This is a genomic window from uncultured Nostoc sp. (assembly GCF_964247315.1).
GTDB lineage: Bacteria > Cyanobacteriota > Cyanobacteriia > Cyanobacteriales > Nostocaceae > Nostoc.
Map to the genome: position 1 here is coordinate 46703 of NZ_CAXTTT010000013.1, position 19816 is coordinate 66518.

General features: G+C 41.3%; 20 protein-coding genes and 3 pseudogenes. 13 read left to right on the forward strand and 10 right to left on the reverse strand.

Annotated elements, in window-relative coordinates; all coding sequences use genetic code 11:
* Positions 1 to 11: 11 nt before the first annotated feature.
* The 3 genes from ACFE93_RS06415 to cysS form a co-directional block, all read right to left on the reverse strand.
* A complete protein-coding gene (locus tag ACFE93_RS06415) occupies positions 12 to 1358 on the reverse strand; it encodes a TldD/PmbA family protein (protein ID WP_375472532.1) in 1347 nt (448 codons plus the stop codon).
* Between the two features lie 257 nt (positions 1359 to 1615).
* Entirely contained in the window at positions 1616 to 3055 is a 1440-nt protein-coding gene (locus tag ACFE93_RS06420) for a TldD/PmbA family protein (RefSeq protein ID WP_375472533.1), read from the reverse strand.
* A gap of 86 nt (positions 3056 to 3141) precedes the next feature.
* Complete coding sequence (cysS, locus tag ACFE93_RS06425) at positions 3142 to 4635, reverse strand: cysteine--tRNA ligase (RefSeq protein ID WP_375472534.1); 1494 nt, start codon at positions 4633 to 4635, stop codon at positions 3142 to 3144.
* 246 nt (positions 4636 to 4881) lie between these two features.
* Between cysS and ACFE93_RS06430 the strand changes: the two genes are divergently transcribed.
* From ACFE93_RS06430 to ACFE93_RS06450, 5 genes are all read left to right on the forward strand, one after another.
* Positions 4882 to 5988, forward strand: a complete 1107-nt coding sequence (locus tag ACFE93_RS06430) for a CobW family GTP-binding protein (protein ID WP_375472535.1) — start codon at positions 4882 to 4884, stop codon at positions 5986 to 5988.
* Positions 5989 to 6217: 229 nt separating this feature from the next.
* Positions 6218 to 6670 carry a D-aminoacyl-tRNA deacylase gene (dtd, locus tag ACFE93_RS06435; RefSeq protein ID WP_375472536.1) on the forward strand — a complete coding sequence of 151 codons (453 nt, stop codon included), beginning with the start codon at positions 6218 to 6220 and terminating at the stop codon, positions 6668 to 6670.
* Between the two features lie 104 nt (positions 6671 to 6774).
* A complete protein-coding gene (gene psb28 / locus ACFE93_RS06440; protein WP_104907468.1) occupies positions 6775 to 7116 on the forward strand; it encodes a photosystem II reaction center protein Psb28 in 342 nt (113 codons plus the stop codon).
* Positions 7117 to 7220: 104 nt separating this feature from the next.
* Entirely contained in the window at positions 7221 to 7730 is a 510-nt protein-coding gene (locus ACFE93_RS06445; RefSeq protein WP_375472537.1) for a molybdenum cofactor biosynthesis protein B, read from the forward strand.
* 351 nt (positions 7731 to 8081) lie between these two features.
* Entirely contained in the window at positions 8082 to 9593 is a 1512-nt protein-coding gene (locus ACFE93_RS06450) for a diguanylate cyclase domain-containing protein (protein WP_375472538.1), read from the forward strand.
* A 157-nt stretch (positions 9594 to 9750) separates the two neighbouring features.
* Here ACFE93_RS06450 and mraY read toward each other — a convergent pair whose 3' ends face one another.
* The gene (gene mraY / locus ACFE93_RS06455) at positions 9751 to 10854 is read right to left on the reverse strand and encodes a phospho-N-acetylmuramoyl-pentapeptide-transferase (protein ID WP_375472539.1); all 1104 of its coding nucleotides are present in this window, start codon (positions 10852 to 10854) and stop codon (positions 9751 to 9753) included.
* Positions 10855 to 10933: 79 nt separating this feature from the next.
* Positions 10934 to 11170, reverse strand: a complete 237-nt coding sequence (locus tag ACFE93_RS06460; RefSeq protein WP_375472540.1) for a DUF3134 domain-containing protein — start codon at positions 11168 to 11170, stop codon at positions 10934 to 10936.
* A 243-nt stretch (positions 11171 to 11413) separates the two neighbouring features.
* Between ACFE93_RS06460 and ACFE93_RS06465 the strand changes: the two genes are divergently transcribed.
* From ACFE93_RS06465 to ACFE93_RS06485, 5 genes and pseudogenes are all read left to right on the forward strand, one after another.
* Complete coding sequence (locus ACFE93_RS06465; RefSeq protein WP_375472541.1) at positions 11414 to 11998, forward strand: PAP/fibrillin family protein; 585 nt, start codon at positions 11414 to 11416, stop codon at positions 11996 to 11998.
* A gap of 292 nt (positions 11999 to 12290) precedes the next feature.
* Positions 12291 to 12506 carry a photosystem I reaction center subunit IV gene (locus ACFE93_RS06470; RefSeq protein WP_229451189.1) on the forward strand — a complete coding sequence of 72 codons (216 nt, stop codon included), beginning with the start codon at positions 12291 to 12293 and terminating at the stop codon, positions 12504 to 12506.
* Between the two features lie 256 nt (positions 12507 to 12762).
* Positions 12763 to 13629, forward strand: a complete 867-nt coding sequence (locus ACFE93_RS06475; RefSeq protein ID WP_375472542.1) for a DNA-formamidopyrimidine glycosylase — start codon at positions 12763 to 12765, stop codon at positions 13627 to 13629.
* 110 nt (positions 13630 to 13739) lie between these two features.
* Positions 13740 to 13955, forward strand: coding sequence for an NAD(P)H-quinone oxidoreductase subunit O (locus tag ACFE93_RS06480; RefSeq protein WP_194042991.1), 216 nt, complete (start codon positions 13740 to 13742; stop codon positions 13953 to 13955).
* 57 nt (positions 13956 to 14012) lie between these two features.
* Positions 14013 to 14490: pseudogene (locus ACFE93_RS06485) on the forward strand (hypothetical protein); the annotation flags it as partial.
* A gap of 262 nt (positions 14491 to 14752) precedes the next feature.
* Here the strand turns inward: ACFE93_RS06485 and ACFE93_RS06490 are convergent.
* Positions 14753 to 15085 (reverse strand): translation initiation factor, encoded by a 333-nt coding sequence (locus ACFE93_RS06490; RefSeq protein ID WP_375472543.1) that lies wholly within the window; start codon positions 15083 to 15085, stop codon positions 14753 to 14755.
* 95 nt (positions 15086 to 15180) lie between these two features.
* Complete coding sequence (locus ACFE93_RS06495) at positions 15181 to 15675, reverse strand: hypothetical protein (RefSeq protein WP_375472544.1); 495 nt, start codon at positions 15673 to 15675, stop codon at positions 15181 to 15183.
* 338 nt (positions 15676 to 16013) lie between these two features.
* Here ACFE93_RS06495 and ACFE93_RS06500 point away from each other — a divergent pair, with 338 nt between their 5' ends.
* The 3 genes and pseudogenes from ACFE93_RS06500 (at position 16014) to ACFE93_RS06510 (ending at position 18640) form a co-directional block, all read left to right on the forward strand.
* On the forward strand, positions 16014 to 16661 hold the full coding sequence (locus tag ACFE93_RS06500; RefSeq protein WP_375472545.1) for a hypothetical protein: 648 nt from the start codon (positions 16014 to 16016) through the stop codon (positions 16659 to 16661).
* A 38-nt stretch (positions 16662 to 16699) separates the two neighbouring features.
* Positions 16700 to 16951, forward strand: a complete 252-nt coding sequence (locus ACFE93_RS06505; protein WP_375472546.1) for a hypothetical protein — start codon at positions 16700 to 16702, stop codon at positions 16949 to 16951.
* Between the two features lie 300 nt (positions 16952 to 17251).
* Positions 17252 to 18640, forward strand: a pseudogene (locus ACFE93_RS06510) (DUF1802 family protein).
* 51 nt (positions 18641 to 18691) lie between these two features.
* On the opposite strand, the gene ACFE93_RS06515 reads toward ACFE93_RS06510, so the two are convergent.
* The 3 genes and pseudogenes from ACFE93_RS06515 to ACFE93_RS06525 all read right to left on the reverse strand — a co-directional run bounded on the left by ACFE93_RS06515 (position 18692) and on the right by ACFE93_RS06525 (position 19445).
* Positions 18692 to 18829 (reverse strand): hypothetical protein, encoded by a 138-nt coding sequence (locus ACFE93_RS06515; protein WP_375472559.1) that lies wholly within the window; start codon positions 18827 to 18829, stop codon positions 18692 to 18694.
* A pseudogene (locus tag ACFE93_RS06520) lies at positions 18769 to 19131 on the reverse strand (aspartyl protease). The gene ACFE93_RS06515 and the pseudogene ACFE93_RS06520 overlap by 61 nt, the downstream one beginning before the upstream one ends.
* Positions 19128 to 19445, reverse strand: coding sequence for a hypothetical protein (locus ACFE93_RS06525; RefSeq protein WP_375472547.1), 318 nt, complete (start codon positions 19443 to 19445; stop codon positions 19128 to 19130). Before ACFE93_RS06525 ends, ACFE93_RS06520 begins: the two are co-directional and overlap by 4 nt.
* Between the last annotated feature and the right edge of the window lie 371 nt (positions 19446 to 19816).

Below are 19816 nucleotides of genomic sequence, written 5' to 3' on the forward strand. Positions count from 1 at the left end.
TGAGCAGATGATTACAAAGTATATGTAAAATCTTTCACGAGCATACCGGGAACTAAACTATCTCCTAGTTGGCGACTTTCATAAGTACCTACTTCGGGAATGAATTCTTGAAAATCGGTCAAATCTACTAAGTTTTCTCCCCAGAAACGATAGAGACTTTCATCAAAACGTAAGTTTTCAATTGGGGCAATAATTTCTCCATTTTCTACCCAAAAACAAGCATAACGAGTCATACCTGTGATTCTACCAGTGTGGCGATCGCTCCAATTCAAGTAATGCAAATTAGATACATATAATCCTGTATCTAAACTCGGAAGAATCTGCTCAAATACTAAATTTCCCGGACTCACTTCTGGCGCTCGTAAAGTCTCTGAACCATTAGCGCCGTTGGCAATTTTTTGATATTCCTTAGCAGTTCGAGAATTTACCAGAGTATTTACCAAATATCCCTTTTCTATTACAGCTAACTCCGGTGCTGCCATTTCTCCCAATTCATTAAATCGCGGCACTAATCCCCGCTGAAAATTTTCTTTTAAACTAAATCTTGGAGAAAGTTGTTTTTCTTGACGCGATAAAGCAGCTAAAGCACTGTTTCCTTGTTGGATATCAGCTTCGCTTACCGCTCCCCAAGAAAGCATCAATAATAAATCTGCAACAGCAGCAGGTGCAAAATAAGTTTTGTACTGTCCCCGTGGCAGTTCTTTAGTTGGGCGAGCAAGCAATTCTAGTTGTTTTTTAGTTTCGCTAATTTTGGCTATATATTTAGATTGATTCCAATCATTCCCGGCAAACGTGCCCTTAACTGCTTGTCCAGATGGGGAAAATAGAGAATAATCTAAGGTAAAAGAATCAGTAGCAAACCAGTGTTTTTGACCGCTAGAATCACCATAAGCTTTAATTACCACTCCTCCTGCGTATATTCCTGTAAAATCCAATTCAGCAACTAGTTCTAGCACAGTTGGTACTACTGTCTCAGCCGCCAATAAATTCCCAGAATGTATTTCTCTACTGGTATTATTTCCTGATGGTAAAACTAGATATGGATCGATGGGTAGTAGAATAAGTTCGTCACGTAGTTCTTGCAAAGCACTATATGCTAAGTGCCAGTCTAACTCCCAATTTCCAGTAAAGGGAAACTGCCGAACACTGCTGCGCCGATCTTGCATCAAAGTCAGTTCTATCCAACCATCAGCAACACAACCAGTTTGTCGCACTTTCGCATGATTGAAACGAGTAAATTGACTTATTTCACTGTTAAGTCTTACAGTGAATTGTTCATCTTCTACTTTTTTGATCAGCAGACTTTCAATCAGTCGATTAAAGCTGACTTCTAACGCAGATAATTCCTCAATTTTCATAGATATTAAATATTAATAGGGAATAAAGAGGGGAAGAAAGTTAGAAGTTAAAAGTTATTAATTTAATTAAAAGTTAATTATTTTAATTTAAAACTCTTAACCACTAGCTACTAAATTGGTATTTTTTCAACATAGTTAGTAATTACTAATTCATAATTATTCGACAGGTTCAAATCCTCCACTACAAGTAGACGCATTTTGTTTTGGGTATAAATCCCTATGCAAAACGCAATAACAAATTACGAATTACGAATTATTTAAGTTCCTCCACCAAAAACTTCGACATTAGCAAATACACAAACAGGTGAACCGTGTCCTACCCAAATGGCCTGATTTGGTTCTCCTTTGCCACAATAAGGAGTACCATACATTTGCCAGTTTGTGGCATCTCCGACTTGAATTAAACTATGCCAAAACTCTGGTGTTGTGGCGCGGTAGTTGGGATTACGGAGGGTTTTGGTAAGTTTACCGTTTTCAATTAATTTAGCGTACTCACAACCAAATTGGAATTTGTAGCGGCGATCGTCAATTGACCAAGAACGGTTAGATTCCATGTAAACGCCGTGTTCTATCTCGCCAATAATGTCTTCAAAAGTGCCGTTTAAAGGCTCTAAATTCAAGTTACCCATGCGATCAATCGCGGGTCGATTCCATGAGGAAGCACGGGCACAGGCAACTCCTGGTACACCTGCTCTTACTTGACTCTCCAGACTGCCTAAACCCCGTTCGAGTACACCTTCTTTAACTAAATACTCCCGTGTTGCTACAGCACCTGTATCATCAAAGCCATAACTAGCAAATTCACCAGGCACGGTAGGATCAAAGGTAATATTCATTAACGGCGAACCATATACTAGGTTGCCAAAATCACTTTTATTAACAAAGCTGCCCCCAGCATAGTTACGCTCATCTCCCAAAATTCGGTCAATTTCTAGGGGATGCCCGACACTTTCATGGATTTGCAGCATCATTTGATCTGGCGCTAAAACTAAATTGGTACGGGTGGTTGGGCACTCTTCTGCTGTCAAGAGTTCTATTGCTTGTTCGCCTATTTGCCGCACCCGATGCCATAAGTTTTCTTGTTTTAAGAGTTCGAGTCCGCCTTGGTAACAGTTTGCTTGCAAACCGTTGCTGCTGCGCTGCTGTACAACCGCTCCACCTTGGGCAGTGGCTTTGTAATTAGTGCTTATAGATAGTATTTTTTGATAGACTTCTGAGCCATTGCTGCTAACAAACCAAGATTCTCTCTCAGTGGTGCTGGCACTGGCTATGGTTTGCACAATTTTGTTGTCAACTTTCAGCGTTTGGCAAATACGAACCAGTAAATCGTTGATTTCCCCTGGACTCAAAGCATCCAATGGCTCAAGAAATGGAGATTTATATTCACCAACAACTTTAGGGCGCTCAGTTTCACGGAAGGGATGTATCCACCATTCACTGGCTGCTAGTGCCTGTTTATAAGCTGTTTGGGCAGCAGCTTGTAGAGAAGACAGTTCTAGAGAGTTAGTAGCTGCATAACCCAGACAGCCATTGACCAAAACTTCCAGCATGGCTCCGACAGTGAAGGATTTGCCGTTTAGTTGGGGTAAAGCGTCACGGACTGAACGGGTTGTAGAAGTCTCCTTCACGGCTCTAATACCAATCCAATCAGCAGGAATATCGAAACTAGCGCTCGCTTTTTTAAGTTCAGACCACATAATTTAAGGAATGGGGAATTGGGGATTGGGCATTGGGCATGGGGCATTGGGTATTGGTTATCAATTCTCCTTTGCTCCTCTGTCCTCTAATTTCGGTGCCAGCGCGTGCCATCACGGCTATCAATTAGCGTAATACCTTCTGCTTGGAATTCGTCACGAATGCGATCGCTTTCGGCAAAATTTTTGGCAATACGTGCTTCTTGCCTTTGCTGAATTTTCGCTTCAATTTCTGCATCGCTTAAACCACTACTTATGTGAGTTTCTGTTTCTATCTCGGCTTTTAAACCTAAAACTCCAGCTAATGTAACGAGAGTTTGCCATTGAAGCTGTAACTCCTCTGCTGATGTTTCGGTTTTCCCTTCATGCACAAGAATATTTCCCTGACGGCGCAGTTCTTTGGCTAATTCAAACAGCACTGTTAACCCACCAGGAAAATTAAAGTCGTTATTTACAACTTCTTGGAAGCGTTCAATATAGGGATTGGGTACTGGGTATTGGGTACCGGGTATTGGGATATTCCCAGTCCCTAGTCCCCAGTCCCCAGTCCCTAAATCCCAACCTAGTTTTTCAGTATATTGATGCCCAAAGAGTAAACCTTCTTTAATGGTGTGCCAACCGTTGGTTGCTGCGGCGATCGCTTCGTCGGTAAAATCTATGGGTGTGCGATATTGAGCCGTTAGCACGAACAACCGTACTGCCATCGGGTCAACGCCTCGATCCAGCAATTCTCGAATAGTGATGAAGTTGCCCAAAGATTTAGACATTTTTTCACCATCTACCTTCACCATGCCGTTATGTAACCAGTAACGCGCTAGGGGTTTTCCTGTTACAGCCTCTGATTGGGCAATTTCGTTTTCGTGGTGAGGAAAAATTAAGTCAGCACCACCAGCATGAATATCTATGGTATCACCCAAGCGATCGCGCACCATTGCCGAGCATTCTATATGCCACCCCGGACGGCCTGCGCCCCAAGGTGATTCCCAAGCAGGTTCTCCTGGTCTTGCTGCTTTCCATAAAGCAAAATCAAAGGGGTCTTTCTTTTTCTGGTACTCTGGATCTTCTACATTGACGCGATCGCTTGCTCCGGCTTGCATATCTTCTAACTTGCGTCCCGAAAGTTTGCCATATTCAGAAAACTTTCGTACTGGATAATACACATCACCATCAGCAGGGTAGGCAAAACCCTTATTTTCCAACTCATGAATTAACCGTTGAATGCCATTCATCGTGTGAGTAGCGCGGGGATACTCATCGGCTTCTTTAATCAAGAGCCGCGCCATATCCTCAAAATATGCTTTGATAAAGCGATCGGCTACAGCCTCCATTGATGAATGTTCAAGACAGGCTCGATTAAGAATCTTGTCATCAATATCAGTAAAATTTTGGATATATCGTACTTCATAGCCGATAAACTGGAGGTATCGGCGTACTACGTCCCAAACGATGCAAGCTCTAGCATGACCCAAATGGCAGTAGTCATATACCGTCACGCCGCAGTAATACATCTTAACCTTGCCTGCAACGAGAGTTTCAAACGGTTCTTGACGACGGGTGAGGGTATTGTAAAGGGTTAGGGTCATAATAGAGTAATGCTGAAATAGAGAGATACGTGATAATAGGGTAAAGCAGCTGGGATGACAGTCCAGCATCCCTATGCTAGTACGTCACGGCGGAAATCAACATACTATTGGACAAAATCTCGAAAGCCTAGAAATCAAGGGTTTTTGACTTTTGACTTTTGACTTTTGACTTCCGCGTAGCGGCGCTAGTGTTTTCTGGACTATCTGCGCTACATTACTATTTTTTGACTATTTGATAACAGCGCTATGCAATCAGCAGTTACACCCGAATCTTCAGCAATGGATACGCCCAAACAAGGAATGCCAGTAACAATTATTACGGGTTTCCTCGGTAGTGGCAAGACGACTTTACTCAATCATATCCTCAACAACCAACAGGGTTTAAAAACCGCTGTTCTCGTAAATGAATTTGGCGAAATTGGCATCGACAACGAGCTAATTGTTTCCACTGGTGAGAACATGGTGGAGCTAAATAATGGTTGTATTTGCTGCACTATTAATAATGATTTGGTAGATGCAGTTTACAAAGTTTTAGAACGCCAAGAAAATCTAGATTATCTAGTAGTGGAAACAACTGGATTGGCAGATCCGCTACCAGTAGCTTTAACATTTCTGGGCACAGAATTACGGGATTTAACCCGTTTGGATTCGATTATTACGGTGGTAGACGCGGCCAATTACAGCCTAGATTTATTTAACTCTGAAGCAGCATACAGCCAAATTGCCTATGGTGATGTCATTGTGCTAAACAAGACTGATTTGGTTGATGAAGCCACTTTAAACGAGTTAGAAAGAAAAATTAACGAAGTCAAGGAAGGAGCAAGAATTATTCGCGCTACGCGATCGCAAGTGCCACTTCCTTTAATTCTAAGTGTTGGTCTGTTTGAGTCTGATAAATATTTTGACACAGTGGTGGATGAACACGACCATCACGATCATCACGACCATGACCATGACCACTCAACATGCGGTCACGATCATCACGACCATAACCATGACCATCACGCTCATCACCATCATTCTGACCATTTAGAAAATGATGGTTTTACTTCCATATCTTTCCAGAGTGACAAGCCTTTTTCTATTAGGAAATTTCAGTATTTCTTAGATAACCAGCTACCCTCAAATATCTTCCGAGCCAAGGGGATTATGTGGTTTGATGAAAGTCCGAAGCGTCATATTTTCCATCTTTGTGGTAAACGCTTCACTTTGGATGATGATGAATGGAAAGGTCAATTGAAAAACCAAATAGTGCTGATTGGTCAAAATTTGGATCGTGAGGCTTTAATTAGTCAACTCGAAAAATGCATTTGTCTACCTTCAACCTCTCGCGGTAAAGGCTTTGGCAAATAAAAGTTAGAAGTTAGGAACTTACTACTCGTTCCCAGGTGGAACCTGGGAATGCATTCCTAATAGCTCCGCCATCGATTTTGAGCAATGAAAATGAGAGAATAGCGTAGGCGTAGCCCGTCGTAGACATCGCATTTCTCACTCCCCTGCATTATCAGCTTCTTAACTTGCTAACTACTGTAAATTACGTGCGAGTGTTTGGCCAAGAATTACGAATTACGAATTAGTTAAAATGCGCGTTGTTATCCAGCGAGTCAAATCATCTCAAGTTACAGTGAATGGTGAAATTATCAGCAAAATTGGGCGGGGGCTAAATTTGCTTGTGGGTATTGCTAATACCGATAGTGATGCTGAAATCGACTGGATGGTGCGTAAGTGCTTGGAATTACGGCTCTTTCCTGAGCAAGAAGAAGACGACCGTTGGCAAAAATCTGTACAAGAAATTGGCGGCGATTTGTTAGTAGTCAGTCAGTTTACGCTTTACGGTGACTGTCGTAAAGGTCGTCGTCCTTCTTTTGACCGTTCAGCCGCTCCCCAATCAGCAGCAGATTTGTATAATCATTTTGTTACCAAATTAAGAGCTAGCGGGTTACACGTGGAAACAGGTCAATTTGGTGCAATGATGCAAGTTACAATTGAAAACGATGGCCCCGTAACTTTGTTACTTGAAAAAGAAGCAATTTAAGTATATACACTAAAAAAATGAATAACAGTAGCCTCTAGACCGTGGTGTTCTAATTGATGAGAGAATATTAAATTAACCATCACAAAAGTTTAAATTCATTGATCATGACGAAAATCCAGTTTTCTAGAGGTCTTGACGAAGAAGTAATTCCAGATGTGCGCTTGACGCGATCGCGCACTGGCGAGAGTGGTACAGCGACGTTTATTTTTACGAATCCGAAAATTTTAGATCAAGGTACTACCGAAGATATTACCGGGATGTACTTGATTGACGAAGAAGGCGAGATAATAACCCGTGAAGTTAAGGCTAAATTTATTAACGGGAAACCGGAAGCATTAGAAGCACTTTACGTAATGAAATCTGCCCAAGAATGGGATCGCTTTATGCGTTTCATGGAGCGGTATGCTGAAGAAAACGATCTGGGACTGAGCAAAAATGAGGCATAGGGCATAGGGCATAGGGCATAGGGCATCGGTAATTGTCATGTTCAATGAATGCGCCATTTACCATGCCCAATTATCCATTATTAAAAGTTCACGAGTGACATATAATGCCACAACCCCATCCAGACTCGCCTGAAGTTTTAGTAACTTGTGCTGTAGTTACTGTCAGCGATACACGCACTTTTGAAACAGACAAAAGTGGCCAACTAATTCAGCAGTTACTTCTTGGCGCTAACCATGCTGTAGGAGCCTACACGATTATTAAAGATGAACCAACACAAATTCAAGGGCAGATAGAAAATCTAGGTAAAAGCGCAAATTTGGATGCTGTAATTTTCAATGGTGGTACAGGTATTGCACCAAGAGATACCACCTACGATGCAATTGAGAAGTTACTAGAGAAAACTTTACCGGGATTTGGTGAGATATTTCGTTTTTTAAGTTATCAAGAAATTGGTTCGCGGGCGATCGCTTCTCGCGCTGTTGCTGGTGTTTATCAAAATAAATTAATTTTCTCGCTTCCTGGTTCCAGTAATGCTGTGCGCCTGGCGATGGAAAAATTGATTTTACCCGAACTCACTCACTTGGTAAGTCAGGTTTGTAAGCGGGTGAAATAAGCAGTAATTCAGACGGACGACGCATTAATCTCATCCCTTGTACACATGAATATTGAAGCTACCAAGAGATAATTATAGTTAAGCAAATAAGATGTTGATATCAAGTTAATGATAGAGTTTAGTTATTGGAATTGCATAATTGCTCACGGCATTACTGCATTTTCATACTTTAGTATCCCTACAGTAATAGGGATTTTCTTTGCCAAAACTAAGGCAACTATCCCTTCTAAGTTTTGGTTAGCATTTTTCTTATCAGGTGGATTCGTACTATTTTGCGGATTTCATCACCTTTTGGCGGTCTTTGAGCCACATAAATCAGTGTCCCTGCTGCACTTAGGCGTACTCGATCTAATGGCATTTATTTCCTTGTCTGCCTTACTCTACCTGATACCAACCGCTTATCAAATTGTAGAGGCGATCGCCAGATATCAAGAAGATACCTGCGAACTTCAATGCAGGCAGCAGATACAACGGCTATTCCTAGATCAGGGCCCGTTTGGAGCCTATATCATAGATGAGCAATCTAGAGTGCTTTACTACAACCAGGAGCTACAGTCTAGATTTTCGCTAGATCCACAAGAATGGATGGGGAAAAGAAATAGTGAATTCTTCCCAGATCCAGAAGAGGGGCGGCAGATAATGGAAAACGATCAAATCATTTTGAAGACTCTACGCCCCTTGAAGCTGATTGAAGAGGTAAAGATGCCTGGTAACGATCAGCCGTGCTACTGGCTATCGTTTAAGTTTCCATTTAGCGATTATGCAACGGGCGCTTGGCGCATCGGTGGGATCAGTATCGATATTACAGAATCCATCGAAACACAGCGATCGCTCACTGACCTAAATCGGCAGCTAGAAGAAAAAATATTGAAATTAGAGGTAAAAAAACGGGAACTTATATATCTCACAGATATGGCGGATATGCTTTATTCCTGCGAGTCTGAAGATGAGATATATCAAGTGGTTGCTTTAACCTGTTCCAAGCTGTTTCCTAATATGAGTGGTTGTATCAATATAATTGCTGATTCCAAAAATTATGTTCAGATGAAGAGTAATTGGGGACGCAAAATAAGCAGTAAAGAAGTATTTTCACTATCTGATTGTTGGGCATTGCGGAGAGGCAAATTAAACCTTTCATCGTCTTGTCATCCTGGATTGATATGTAACCACTTAATATCGCCTGTTAGCGGTGTACATTTATGTGTTCCATTGTTTGCAAAAGGCGAAGTAATTGGCATTTTACACATCTATGCCCTTGAAGAAATCAGCCCAGAAGATCAGCAAATTGCTGAGATTATTGCTAGATATTTAGCCTTTGCACTAAATAATCTATCGATAAAACAACGTCTAACCTATGAGAACTTGCGGGATGGGATGACCCAACTATTCAATCAAAACTATATGCAAACCATAACAGGACAAAGGCTAGCGGAGGCTGAACGTTCGGGACAACCTCTTAGTGTTATTTTCCTTGATATCGATGACTTCAAATCTTACAACTCGCGCTATGGACATGTGACTGCCAATATTGTTCTCCAGGAATTAGCAAAACTGCTGTCAAAATCTATTCGCTCCTTTGACATTGCTTGCAGATGGGGTGGTGAAGAATTTGTGATTGTGATGCCTAATATGACCCTGGAAACACTCAGAAAGCGAGCAGAAGAATTAAGGTTAGATGTTGAACAAATGCAATTGAAAGACGGCGATCATATCCTCAAAAGTATTACTGCTTCTTTTGGAATAGCTGTATCAGAACCAGGGATTACGGTTAAGGATTTTCTGAATCGGGCAAATCAAGCGATGCTTGAGGCAAAGCGAACAGGAAAGAATCGGGTTATGGAGTATGTAAATACCTGTAATTAATAATTCATAACACCACAAACATAGAATGGGCAACCCTTCACTCGGCATCAAGCGTCATTTCCAGCATAGAAATCAGAAACTCATAAATTTACCGGATAAAAAAACAACTCCCTGAAGATGTGGGAGTTTTTTTATATTCAAGCAGTTTTTAAAACATTCAGAATGGAGCGATCGCTAAACAAATAGTAGCCAAAATTGCAGCGATTATATAAAATACTCCAACTACTTGCAATTCTGACCAGCCAGTAAGTTCTAAATGATGGTGTAAGGGTGCCATTTTGAAGAGACGTTTGCCTTTGCCATCGGGGCCTTTTGTGGCTTTGTAATAACTTACCTGTGCCATCACCGAAAGGGTTTCTACGAAGAAGATACCACTGAGAATAAACAGTGCTACTAAAGTGTTTGTCAATAACGCTACAGCAGCTAAAGCACCTCCCAGTGCAAGAGAACCAGTATCTCCCATGAAAACGCGGGCTGGGTTACGATTATGAGCTAAAAAACCTAAGCACCCACCACTTAAAGCAGCACAGAAAACCATCAATCCTGGTGCTGTAGGCGCGACTAAAGCACCTAATGCCAAAAGTGCGATCGCAACTGTTCCTGCTGCCAAACCATCAATACCATCTGTTAAATTAGTCGCATTACTTTCTGCAACTAGTACAAAACCTGCTAGAGGCCAAAATAGAAATCCTAAGGGTAGTGTGAAGCTCACCCAAGGCAAAGCAATATTTGTAATATTAGAAGGTTGATTAAACATCAGCCATAGACAAAACATAGCCGCAAAACTCACCTGCAAAGCCAGTTTTGTTTGTGGAGATATACCTTTATTTGATTTACGGCGCAGAATTTGCCAATCGTCGAGCCAGCCAATCAATCCGTAGCTGATTGTCAAAGTCGAAACTGCAAGCACCTCTTTAGAAAAGTTAGACAATATACAGGCAAGTAGCACAGATACAGGTATAAAAAATATACCGCCCATTGTGGGAGTGCCTGCCTTTTTTAAATGAGCTTGAGGCCCATCTTCGCGAATTATTTGTCCAGTTTTAAGTGCTTGAAGTAAAGGTATTACCCAATAGCCCACCACACCTGAACCCAACGCACACAACAGCAGTGGCAGGGTTAACGACATACTTTGCCAAGGTAGCCGATTGGCGATCAAATCCAAGAAAAATGCTGTTGTGCCTAGCCCTACGGCTAATAAAGAGGCTAGAACGATTCCAGAAATATTTAATCCTTGCTCAGGAGATAATTTAGCGTCCACAGAAGTTTCCCTTCACTCCACACTTATAAAATTGAATACCATTAACTAGGGATACTACCAAGTCCCTAGCCTGAAAAGGCTAATTCTCAGCGATTCCTATATCATCATCATCATCGAGGTCGTAGCCAATTCCATCTTCTACACCGATTAAGGAGTCTATTCCTTCTTCGTCAGCTTGAAAATCCGGTTCGTGAAGGTCACGCGCGATGATGCGACCGTTGTTTTGTAACCAATCCAACAAAGAGGACTCTGGCTTTAGGGGGATGACATCGGCTCGCTGGTTACGGGGTTCTTCACGTAATGGAGAGTTCAACATATCGAGTGAGGACAAGAAAAGGTTTACGTAAGTTGACATTTAGAGTCTATCACTTGACACGGATTAATTTAGTTATCTTTTCAACCCTTTAGTTGATAAATCCGCATTCAGATAGAAATTTTTTATTTGATAAGCATAAGGCTTAAGTCAAGCGATTCTTAGTAATTTTTATGGCTCTACATATATGTCATGAATATCTTGTTTATGCTGATGGAAAGTAAGTGATTTTTGAGGTGACAGGCGATGATGGAAAAAGCGGCTCTTATGGATGCGATCGCACTTACTAATCGCGGTATAGTGGCGACCGAAGAACAGAAACAGGCTATCTTAATCGCGATCGCCAATTTAGAAGACTTTAATCCTACACCCCGGCCGGTGGAAGCTAGTAATTTGCTAGATGGCAATTGGCGATTACTATACACCACTAGCAAGGCTCTTTTAAACTTAGATCGTCTACCTTTATGCAAACTGGGTCAAATCTATCAGTATATCCGGGTAGAGACTACCAGTGTTTACAACATAGCTGAGATTTATGGCTTACCTTATTTAGAAGGATTAGTCAGCGTTGCTGCTAAATTTGAGCCAGTTTCAGGTCGGCGTGTCCAAGTGAAATTTAAGCGTTCTATTATCGGCTTACAACGTTTAATAGAATACAATTCTCCGGTAACTTTTATCCAACAAATTGAAGCAGGTAGAAAATTTCCCGGAATTGATGTTGCTATAAACAGTGACAAACAGCAAGGCTGGTTAGATATCACTTATATAGATAACGACCTGCGGATCGGCAGAGGTAATGAGGGAAGTGTGTTTGTCTTAACTAAAACATAAGCTTCTACAAAATAACTGTTTGCGAACGAAGGTACGCTATAACGTGTGCCTTGTCAAGTAGTATCTAATACAATTTTAAATTTGGGTTGGGGAGATAAGGAAAAAAGAATAACTAATATTCAATGCTCACCCCATTTCCTCTTTTTCCCATTCCCCAGTCTCCAGTCCCCGATCCCCAGTCTTCAATTCAGACAAATAACTTAACAAAGACTCTTGCTGCGACCTTGAGGTTGTAGAGTGAAATCAATTAGCCCTCTAGATTGGCGATTGATAACTAAAAGGGAAAATAATCATGGTTCAACGTGGTTCTAAAGTACGTATTCTCCGCCCTGAATCCTACTGGTTTCAGGATCTAGGAACTGTGGCTTCCATCGACCAAAGCGGCATCAAATACCCAGTAATTGTCCGCTTTGACAAGGTAAATTACTCTGGTATTAATACCAACAACTTTGCCCAAGATGAATTAGTCGAGGTTGAAGCACCAAAGGCTAAAGCACCGAAAAAATAGCTGCAAAGCTAGAAGGGGGTTGTTTGATGCGATGATGAAGGGTAGTCTTAAAGTCTGAAGTATGAAGTCTGAAAATTTCAGTGCATTCATTCTTTGTCCTAGCCTACCCTAATCTGCGAGAGCCGCCTTGCGGGTATTTACGGTTTCTTTTGGGTAGTAATACGACCCACTTACGGGAATAATGTAAGTTACTACCTCCATCTCTTCTTCCTCGATTCCTTAAATAAATCACAATTGCCTGCCTAACTCAGCTTGAATGCCTGAACTGCCTGAAGTTGAAACAGTCCGAAGGGGTCTAAATCAATTGACCCTCAACCAAGAAATCACGGGAGGAGATGTGTTGCTTGATCGCACCATCGCCTACCCGTTTTCTGTTGGTGAGTTTGTTGATGGAATTGAAAAAAATGCGATCGCTACTTGGCATCGTCGCGGTAAATATCTCCTCGCCGAACTTTCTTGCCCTTCCTCTTCATCAACCAGCTGGCTAGGGGTTCATCTGCGAATGACCGGTCAACTACTATGGCTGCATCGAGATGAACCATTACACAAGCACACGCGGGTTAGATTATTCTTTGGAGAACAGCAGGAATTACGCTTTGTCGATCAGCGTACCTTCGGTAAAATATGGTGGGTTCCGCCTGGTGTTGCTGTAGAAAGTATTATGACTGGTTTGGCAAAACTGGCAGCAGATCCATTTTCACCCGAATTCACTGTTGAATATCTAGCAAGCAAACTCCAAAACCGCCGCCGTCCAATTAAGACTGCGCTACTAGATCAATCGGTGGTGGCGGGATTAGGTAACATTTATGCCGATGAAGCCTTGTTTAAGAGTGGAATTTTACCTGAAACTTTGTGTATAGATATGCAGCTAAAGCAAATTGAACGTTTGCGAACAGCCATCATTCAAGTTTTAGAAACCAGCATTGAGGCTGGTGGTACAACATTTAGTAATTTCTTAAATGTCAAAGGTACTAACGGCAATTATGGTGGTGTAGCCTGGGTTTATAACCGCGCTGGAGAACCCTGTCGAGTTTGTGGTACAGCAATTCAACGGATTAGGTTAGCTGGGCGATCTAGTCATTTTTGCTCCGAGTGTCAAACGTTAAGGGGAGTTAGGAATTAAGAGTAGAAACGCGATTAATCGCGTCTCTACAGAAGTTAAGAGTTTTTACTTCTACTCGGAACTCTTTTAAAATGCAGGTGAAAGACGTTAGAAATTTGAGAGAGGAAATCATGGCAGTCAAAAAAGGAGATATGGTTCGCGCTGTGCGCGAAAAACTAGAAAACAGTCTGGAGGCTAAAGCCAGTGATGCTCGCTTTCCTTCTTATTTGTTTGAAACCAAGGGCGAAATTGTCGATATCAAAGGTGATTACGCCTTGATAAAGTTTGGGAAAGTGCCAACACCTAATATTTGGTTACGTGTGGATCAACTCGAAGAGTTTAAATAAATAAAAAAGAATTCAGGAGTCAGAATTCAGAATTCAGGATTTATTCGGACTCCTGAGATTACCGCCGGACTTCCCCGCAAACCAAGGATGAGTCGGGATGATTTGCTGAAAATCAATGCCAACATTGTAGTGGAAGCGGCAAAAAATGCATAGGCGTAGCCCGTCGTAGACATCGCTCATTCTCCCAATGCTATTTTTATTGTCGTCACCAATCCGTTGGATGTGATGACTTGTTTAGCTTGGCAAGCAACAGGTTTACTACACATAGACCCGTTCGCCGAGCGTCTCGTAGAGAAGGGGCTTGTCATTAGACATCGCATTATTGGTATGTTAGATTCCGCCCGTTTTGAAACCTTCATTGCCCTAGAATTGGACGTTTTACCCGCCGATGTCAAAGCAATGGTATTTGGGTAGCCACGGCGATTTAATGGTTCCCTTGTCTGGTTATGCTACTGTTAACGGCATTCCCATCACTGAATTGCTGGATGCAACCACGATTGAACATTTGGTAGAAAGAACTGGCAACGGTGGCGCTGCTCGATCTGTACGTCAAAATATTGAGCGATCGCAGGAAATTTTGGATAACAAAATAATTCGTAATTCGTAATTTGTAGGAATCGCAGCAAAAATAAAAGGCAGTAGGTTCTAATCCCACTGCCTTATTTTTTATTCCGAAATTTATCACCCTATAAATCAAACCTGTAAATTCCTTTCCAAACCTCTCCTCTAGAAGAAAAGAGGCTTTCAATTGTCTCCATTTTCTGGTAGGGAAGGAGGCTGGGAGGTTAGGTTTTGCGTTAACGGCGGGAATCCTGATCTGCGGGGTCGCCGTAGGGATCTTCGCTGGCTGGGCGAACGTCACCAAACTCCCCTGTGTCTGCGGGGTCGCCGTAAGGGTCTTCGCTAGCTGGGCGAACATTGCCGTAAGACGAGATATCTGCGGGGTCGCCGTAAGGATCTTCACTGGCTGGGCGAACATTGCCGTAAGATGCGATATCTGCGGGATCGCCGTAGGGATCTTCGCTGGCTGGACGTACATTGCGATCGCGTAATTTAGCATCTTCTTCAGCTTGATCGCTGTTCGACCCCAAAAGCAACTCTTTCGCCTTTCGGAAAAATTCATCTACCATAATCTGTCTCCTGATTTAAGTTCGTGTTTCCGACGTGCGCGATCGGCGTTATCCTCCGGGAAACCCGCTTTCTTATTTACACACGCTTCGCTGATCTAGAGTGTTGGAGCTGCGGATGAAGTTATACCAGTTAGATCGCGACCTGTGGCACTCCGATTATAGCCTTGGAATTCCCGATACTTTTGTGCTTCAGATTCCGGTACTCGAATTCCTTCTGATGGTGGCGTTACCCAGTGAGCGCGATGTTCAGCATCACGGTAATATACACGCCCGTTCTTGGAAAGATAGTATTTACCTTGCGCTCCTTCTTGGGGAGCATTCTTATGTTGGTTGTACATGTAGTAAAGTGCCGCAGCTCCCGCCAAAAGGGCCACTTTTTGCCCCGTACCCAATCCTTTCTTAACTTCGGTTTGGCTTGCAGTCTTGCGATCGCTCACTGTTCTACCGACGGTATCATCAACAGGTGGTGGAACTGAAGCGTTCTTAGAACCGCCTCCGCAGCTACTCAGTAAGGGCACCATTAGCAATGCCGAAAGCAGCACTGCAAATAGACGCGAAACTATTTTACGTTCTTTATATATTGTGTTCATTGGATTTCGTTCTCACCTGTATTTGCTAAAAGCCTTGCTGTTGCAAAAACAAAGTGGGAATTCCTGTTATTTCGCTGGGAATTGAAAAAACATATACCACTTAATTTACAACTGCACAGCTACAGCGTTTCTCTGTCATGATCGTCGATTTTCTCAAACATTCCATCCCGCCTTTGAGAGAAACTGCATTCATCCCAAGGAAATATATTGTTGATTTTTTATGAGTCTATTTAGCTGAAACGCCGAAATCTTCAGCAATTTCTCGGTTATTTTTTCTGCATAAATAACTTAGAAAGATACAGTTACTATGATGCTTTTTGTCAAAAAGTACACTCAATATGACATCAAAAAATACTAGCACTCGTCTTCTTTTGGCTTTGTGGGATTTGGGAGGAATGCAGCAGGAAGTTAAGAAGGGTCAACTCACTAAGCGAATTGTAGCCAAAAGCCAGAAGGTGGCAGATTATCAGGGCATATTCGAGGAATTACAGAAGCAGGGTGCGATCGCAATTTCCAAAAAGGGATACTCTCTGACATCTGGCAAGGGTTTAGAGGTATTGGGTGAGGGTTTGAGAAGTGGCGATTTTAAGTTTGAAGGGACGATTGTCGGTACTTGGGCGGCGAATGCGTTGGTGAAGTGGATTAGTCAGATAGATGTTGTGGTAGTTGGTGCAGATGTACTGGTTAATGGGAAGGGTGCGATCGCATCTTACGACGAGTTTAAATCCGTGGCGTTGGAAGTATACGACAAGCTGAACTATGAGTACAACTTTAATAATCTAGTGCCAATTTATCGCATTAGAAGAGGAATTGGCGATCGGGTGAGTCGTACAGAGTTTAATGATTGGCTGCTGGAAACACAAGCCGACGATATTTTGCAACTACAAGGCGGGAGTGTAGAAGACAGCGCACCCGACAAAATTGAAGATTCGGTAGCTACAGAATTAGATGGATTACGCTGCTATGCCACACGCCTAAAACCTTAAACCTTATTTGACTCCTCACACATTAATTTCACAATAATATGACTGTTACAACATCTACCATTGATGATCTGATTAAAAATCAAAATCCATTTGCAGGCCATATTGTTGTCAGGCCACCGCAAATATGGGGTAAAAGTTTTCCTGATGTTCCCTCAATTAATGCTCATGCTTCTAATGCAGTTTTTCATGCTGTTGATCAAGTCGGTAAAGGAAAACGTGAAACTGTAGGTATCACAATTACAGCAGAGAAAGGGTTAGGAAAAAGCCCTCAGTACCTCAAGAATGTTTGAGAATTCTTTTGAAAAAGCGAGGTGGAGAATGGGTACTGTTACAGAAGGAAGATATTAAACCTCTTTTAGCTATCTCATCTCTTTACTATAACTGTAGAAATTACGAATTAACAGAAGAACAAATTTTTGACTTTATTAAACAGAAGCAGCTAGCAATTAACAATCCTCTAATTAGATAAATTTTAAGTGATCCTTCTGGGCAAGTACCTGATAATTTAACTGATGATCAATTACCTATTAGTATTCCTCAAAGTGTTGCTAATGCTGATAATATCGACCTAAATCTATAGCTAACTAGAAATGAATCAGCAGTTTTCAATTTCAACAGCGCTGTGTCTACCCGTCCCTGATATTGAAGCCTTAATACAGGGGCGAACAATCGCAGCTTTACCCAGGATGTTTATTCGTCCTGGGCAAAGATTTGCACTTTATCCTGTTGATTCTTCAGTTTCAATTTAAGCTTGGGCTAAATGTGAGCTTTGCCAAATTTTAGACGAGACTAAACCATTAGAAATTTTGTCTAAATTAACAATATGGACACCAAAAATATTAAAGGAGATACTACAAAAACAACAGTATCTTTTCCTAGCTTACTTGCGCGTCTATCAGTTACCTCAATTTCAAGAAATATCAGTCAATCCCAATATTCAGGATAAGCTAGGAAAATTTGTTAGTTTACCTCATTCTCTAACGGTTTCTGAAGCCAACCCAGTAATAAACGATCGCACCTTCGCCCAACACAAACACCAGTTAGAAAAGCTAGAACCCCCACTGCATCCTGAATTGGAAGAATTGCAGAGTGCGATCGCATCCTTAACCATTAGCCAACCAGCAGCGAAACAATTAGACGATGATATCAAAGTCTTCTTAGGTTGGAGTAGTGACAAGCTAATTAAGCAACCCGATCCAAATTTAGCTTGGATAAATGATATTGCAAAATTGGGCGATCGCGAAAAAGATGAGGATAAAAGCAACTACCAGGCTGGTACAGACTTTGAAAATATCACACGCCGTAGCCTTGATTTTTTAGGATTCAAGGTTGAGGAAAACTACAAAGGTGGTGCAGGTGGCTTAGACTTATTTTGCTCACAACCTTATCCTCTTGTATGCGAATGTAAAGCAGGTAAAAGCATTCCTGATCGTGCAGTAGAAGAATTAGATAGGATTGCTAAAACGCATCTTAAAGAAAATTATCTTCAAGCTATGCGGTTGATTATTGGCCCAGGTCAACCAACTAAAAATCTAAAAGAATCTGCTCAGATATCTCAAATCAGTATTATAAATGTAATGACTGTACAAAAACTCGTTGAATTAAAAGCAAAATATCCAGGTGCTATTAACTTAGTAGAATTAAAACAATATCTAGAACCTGGGCAAATTGACTATAAAATTGGTGAATATATTGATAAAGCTGAAAAAGAGATTAAATTGCGATCGCAGATTATCACAGCAGTCAAAGAACTTTCTGAACAAGACAACGAAACTTTAAAAGCTACACATCTGAGTTTCACAGTTACAGTAATTCGTGTTCATTACAATGTTACTCATAATCCCCGACTAAATGATGAAGTAGTTCACGGTTTACTGATTGAACTTTCTTCACCCTTAACAGGCTATTTAGGGAGAATTCAAGGTAGTGATTGGAATAGCGATCGCTTTTACTTTCTCCGCGATTTACTTATTAATTAAAGATAGTACAATATATCTCTTTTCTTACCTTCGCGCTCTTTGCATTATTCTCTACAAGACGCTACGCGAATGCGGTTCGTTTAAAAGTAGGTGAAATACATAAGCGTAGCCATCAGTAGGCATCGCAGTTATCCCAAAGTTAATATACCAGCCTGATAATTTACCACCAACGGCAGAAGTTTTAGCCACTCTGAACCTAACAAAACTTCTATAATTTCGTCACCTGCATAAATAGGAATCTCATATTCCTGTTCATCCAATAAAACTTTACCTGAATATCTGTCAAATATAATTTATCCCTGTGCAGTTCTCAGAGGTTCATTCCCCATATAAGCCCAGTCAAGACTATCTAAATCTTGTTTATTAATTGCCATAAAGCCTGTGAAGCCAGTATCAAACATGGCATCCACAGGCAGATTTAATCCATCAGATGTAATCAAATCAATTTGAAAAAATAGCTGTCCTTTACTAGCAAACGTACCCTGAATCATATTCTGCCAGTTGCTCCAGTTTCATTTAGGCAAAAAACGCAGTGTACAGCATTTGGGTACTTCTCAAGGGCTTTTCTATGAGCTATTTCTATATCTTCATCAATGAAATAATCTCCACTATTTGGCTCTACTGCAATATACCAGCCATAATTTTTTTCGATATATTGTGGACGTACACGCTCAAATATTGCTCGACAAAGCTTATGAAATGCGTCTCGTTCAGCTTTGCGTCTAGCAAGTTCTTCTGGTGGTAAAGTACGTTCTGGAAAAATTCTGCCTCGACGTGCAGGTTGTTTTGCCGTTGATTCGGTCATAGTAATTAACCCTATTTATTAATGCCGTCTTAACTTTATTTTACCAAAAGATAAAGGCATTGCTTTGACTTTCTTTGCGATTTACTTATTAAATAAAGATAGTACAATATATCTCTTTTCTTCCCTCTGCGTTCTCTGCGTCTTGGCGGTTCGTTTAAAAATAACTGAAGTGCGATCGCGATTCCATTTATCTCAAAGTTAATATACCAGCCTGATAATTCACTAACCCCATTTTTTAATGCTGCCTTAACTTTATTTACAGGAAGATAAAGGCGATCGCTTTAATTTTCTATGTAATTTTACTAAATTAATAATCTCTAAAAAATACCTCTATTTGCCTTTCGCCTTCTCTAAAAGACGCTATACGTAGC

What these genes read in the sequence shown, in the direction of transcription:
- ACFE93_RS06490 (WP_375472543.1), bottom strand. Translation starts at nt 15,085, where the DNA reads ATGGTAGATGAATTTTTCCGAAAGGCGAAAGAGTTGCTTTTGGGGTCG.
- ACFE93_RS06480 (WP_194042991.1), top strand. Translation starts at nt 13,740, where the DNA reads ATGGCAGTCAAAAAAGGAGATATGGTTCGCGCTGTGCGCGAAAAACTA.
- ACFE93_RS06460 (WP_375472540.1), bottom strand. Translation starts at nt 11,170, where the DNA reads ATGTTGAACTCTCCATTACGTGAAGAACCCCGTAACCAGCGAGCCGAT.
- ACFE93_RS06525 (WP_375472547.1), bottom strand. Translation starts at nt 19,445, where the DNA reads ATGACCGAATCAACGGCAAAACAACCTGCACGTCGAGGCAGAATTTTT.
- ACFE93_RS06470 (WP_229451189.1), top strand. Translation starts at nt 12,291, where the DNA reads ATGGTTCAACGTGGTTCTAAAGTACGTATTCTCCGCCCTGAATCCTAC.
- ACFE93_RS06475 (WP_375472542.1), top strand. Translation starts at nt 12,763, where the DNA reads ATGCCTGAACTGCCTGAAGTTGAAACAGTCCGAAGGGGTCTAAATCAA.
- ACFE93_RS06415 (WP_375472532.1), bottom strand. Translation starts at nt 1,358, where the DNA reads ATGAAAATTGAGGAATTATCTGCGTTAGAAGTCAGCTTTAATCGACTG.
- ACFE93_RS06430 (WP_375472535.1), top strand. Translation starts at nt 4,882, where the DNA reads ATGCAATCAGCAGTTACACCCGAATCTTCAGCAATGGATACGCCCAAA.
- cysS (WP_375472534.1), bottom strand. Translation starts at nt 4,635, where the DNA reads ATGACCCTAACCCTTTACAATACCCTCACCCGTCGTCAAGAACCGTTT.
- ACFE93_RS06465 (WP_375472541.1), top strand. Translation starts at nt 11,414, where the DNA reads ATGATGGAAAAAGCGGCTCTTATGGATGCGATCGCACTTACTAATCGC.
- ACFE93_RS06505 (WP_375472546.1), top strand. Translation starts at nt 16,700, where the DNA reads ATGACTGTTACAACATCTACCATTGATGATCTGATTAAAAATCAAAAT.
- ACFE93_RS06495 (WP_375472544.1), bottom strand. Translation starts at nt 15,675, where the DNA reads ATGAACACAATATATAAAGAACGTAAAATAGTTTCGCGTCTATTTGCA.
- ACFE93_RS06500 (WP_375472545.1), top strand. Translation starts at nt 16,014, where the DNA reads ATGACATCAAAAAATACTAGCACTCGTCTTCTTTTGGCTTTGTGGGAT.
- dtd (WP_375472536.1), top strand. Translation starts at nt 6,218, where the DNA reads ATGCGCGTTGTTATCCAGCGAGTCAAATCATCTCAAGTTACAGTGAAT.
- ACFE93_RS06445 (WP_375472537.1), top strand. Translation starts at nt 7,221, where the DNA reads ATGCCACAACCCCATCCAGACTCGCCTGAAGTTTTAGTAACTTGTGCT.
- psb28 (WP_104907468.1), top strand. Translation starts at nt 6,775, where the DNA reads ATGACGAAAATCCAGTTTTCTAGAGGTCTTGACGAAGAAGTAATTCCA.
- ACFE93_RS06420 (WP_375472533.1), bottom strand. Translation starts at nt 3,055, where the DNA reads ATGTGGTCTGAACTTAAAAAAGCGAGCGCTAGTTTCGATATTCCTGCT.
- ACFE93_RS06450 (WP_375472538.1), top strand. Translation starts at nt 8,082, where the DNA reads ATGGCATTTATTTCCTTGTCTGCCTTACTCTACCTGATACCAACCGCT.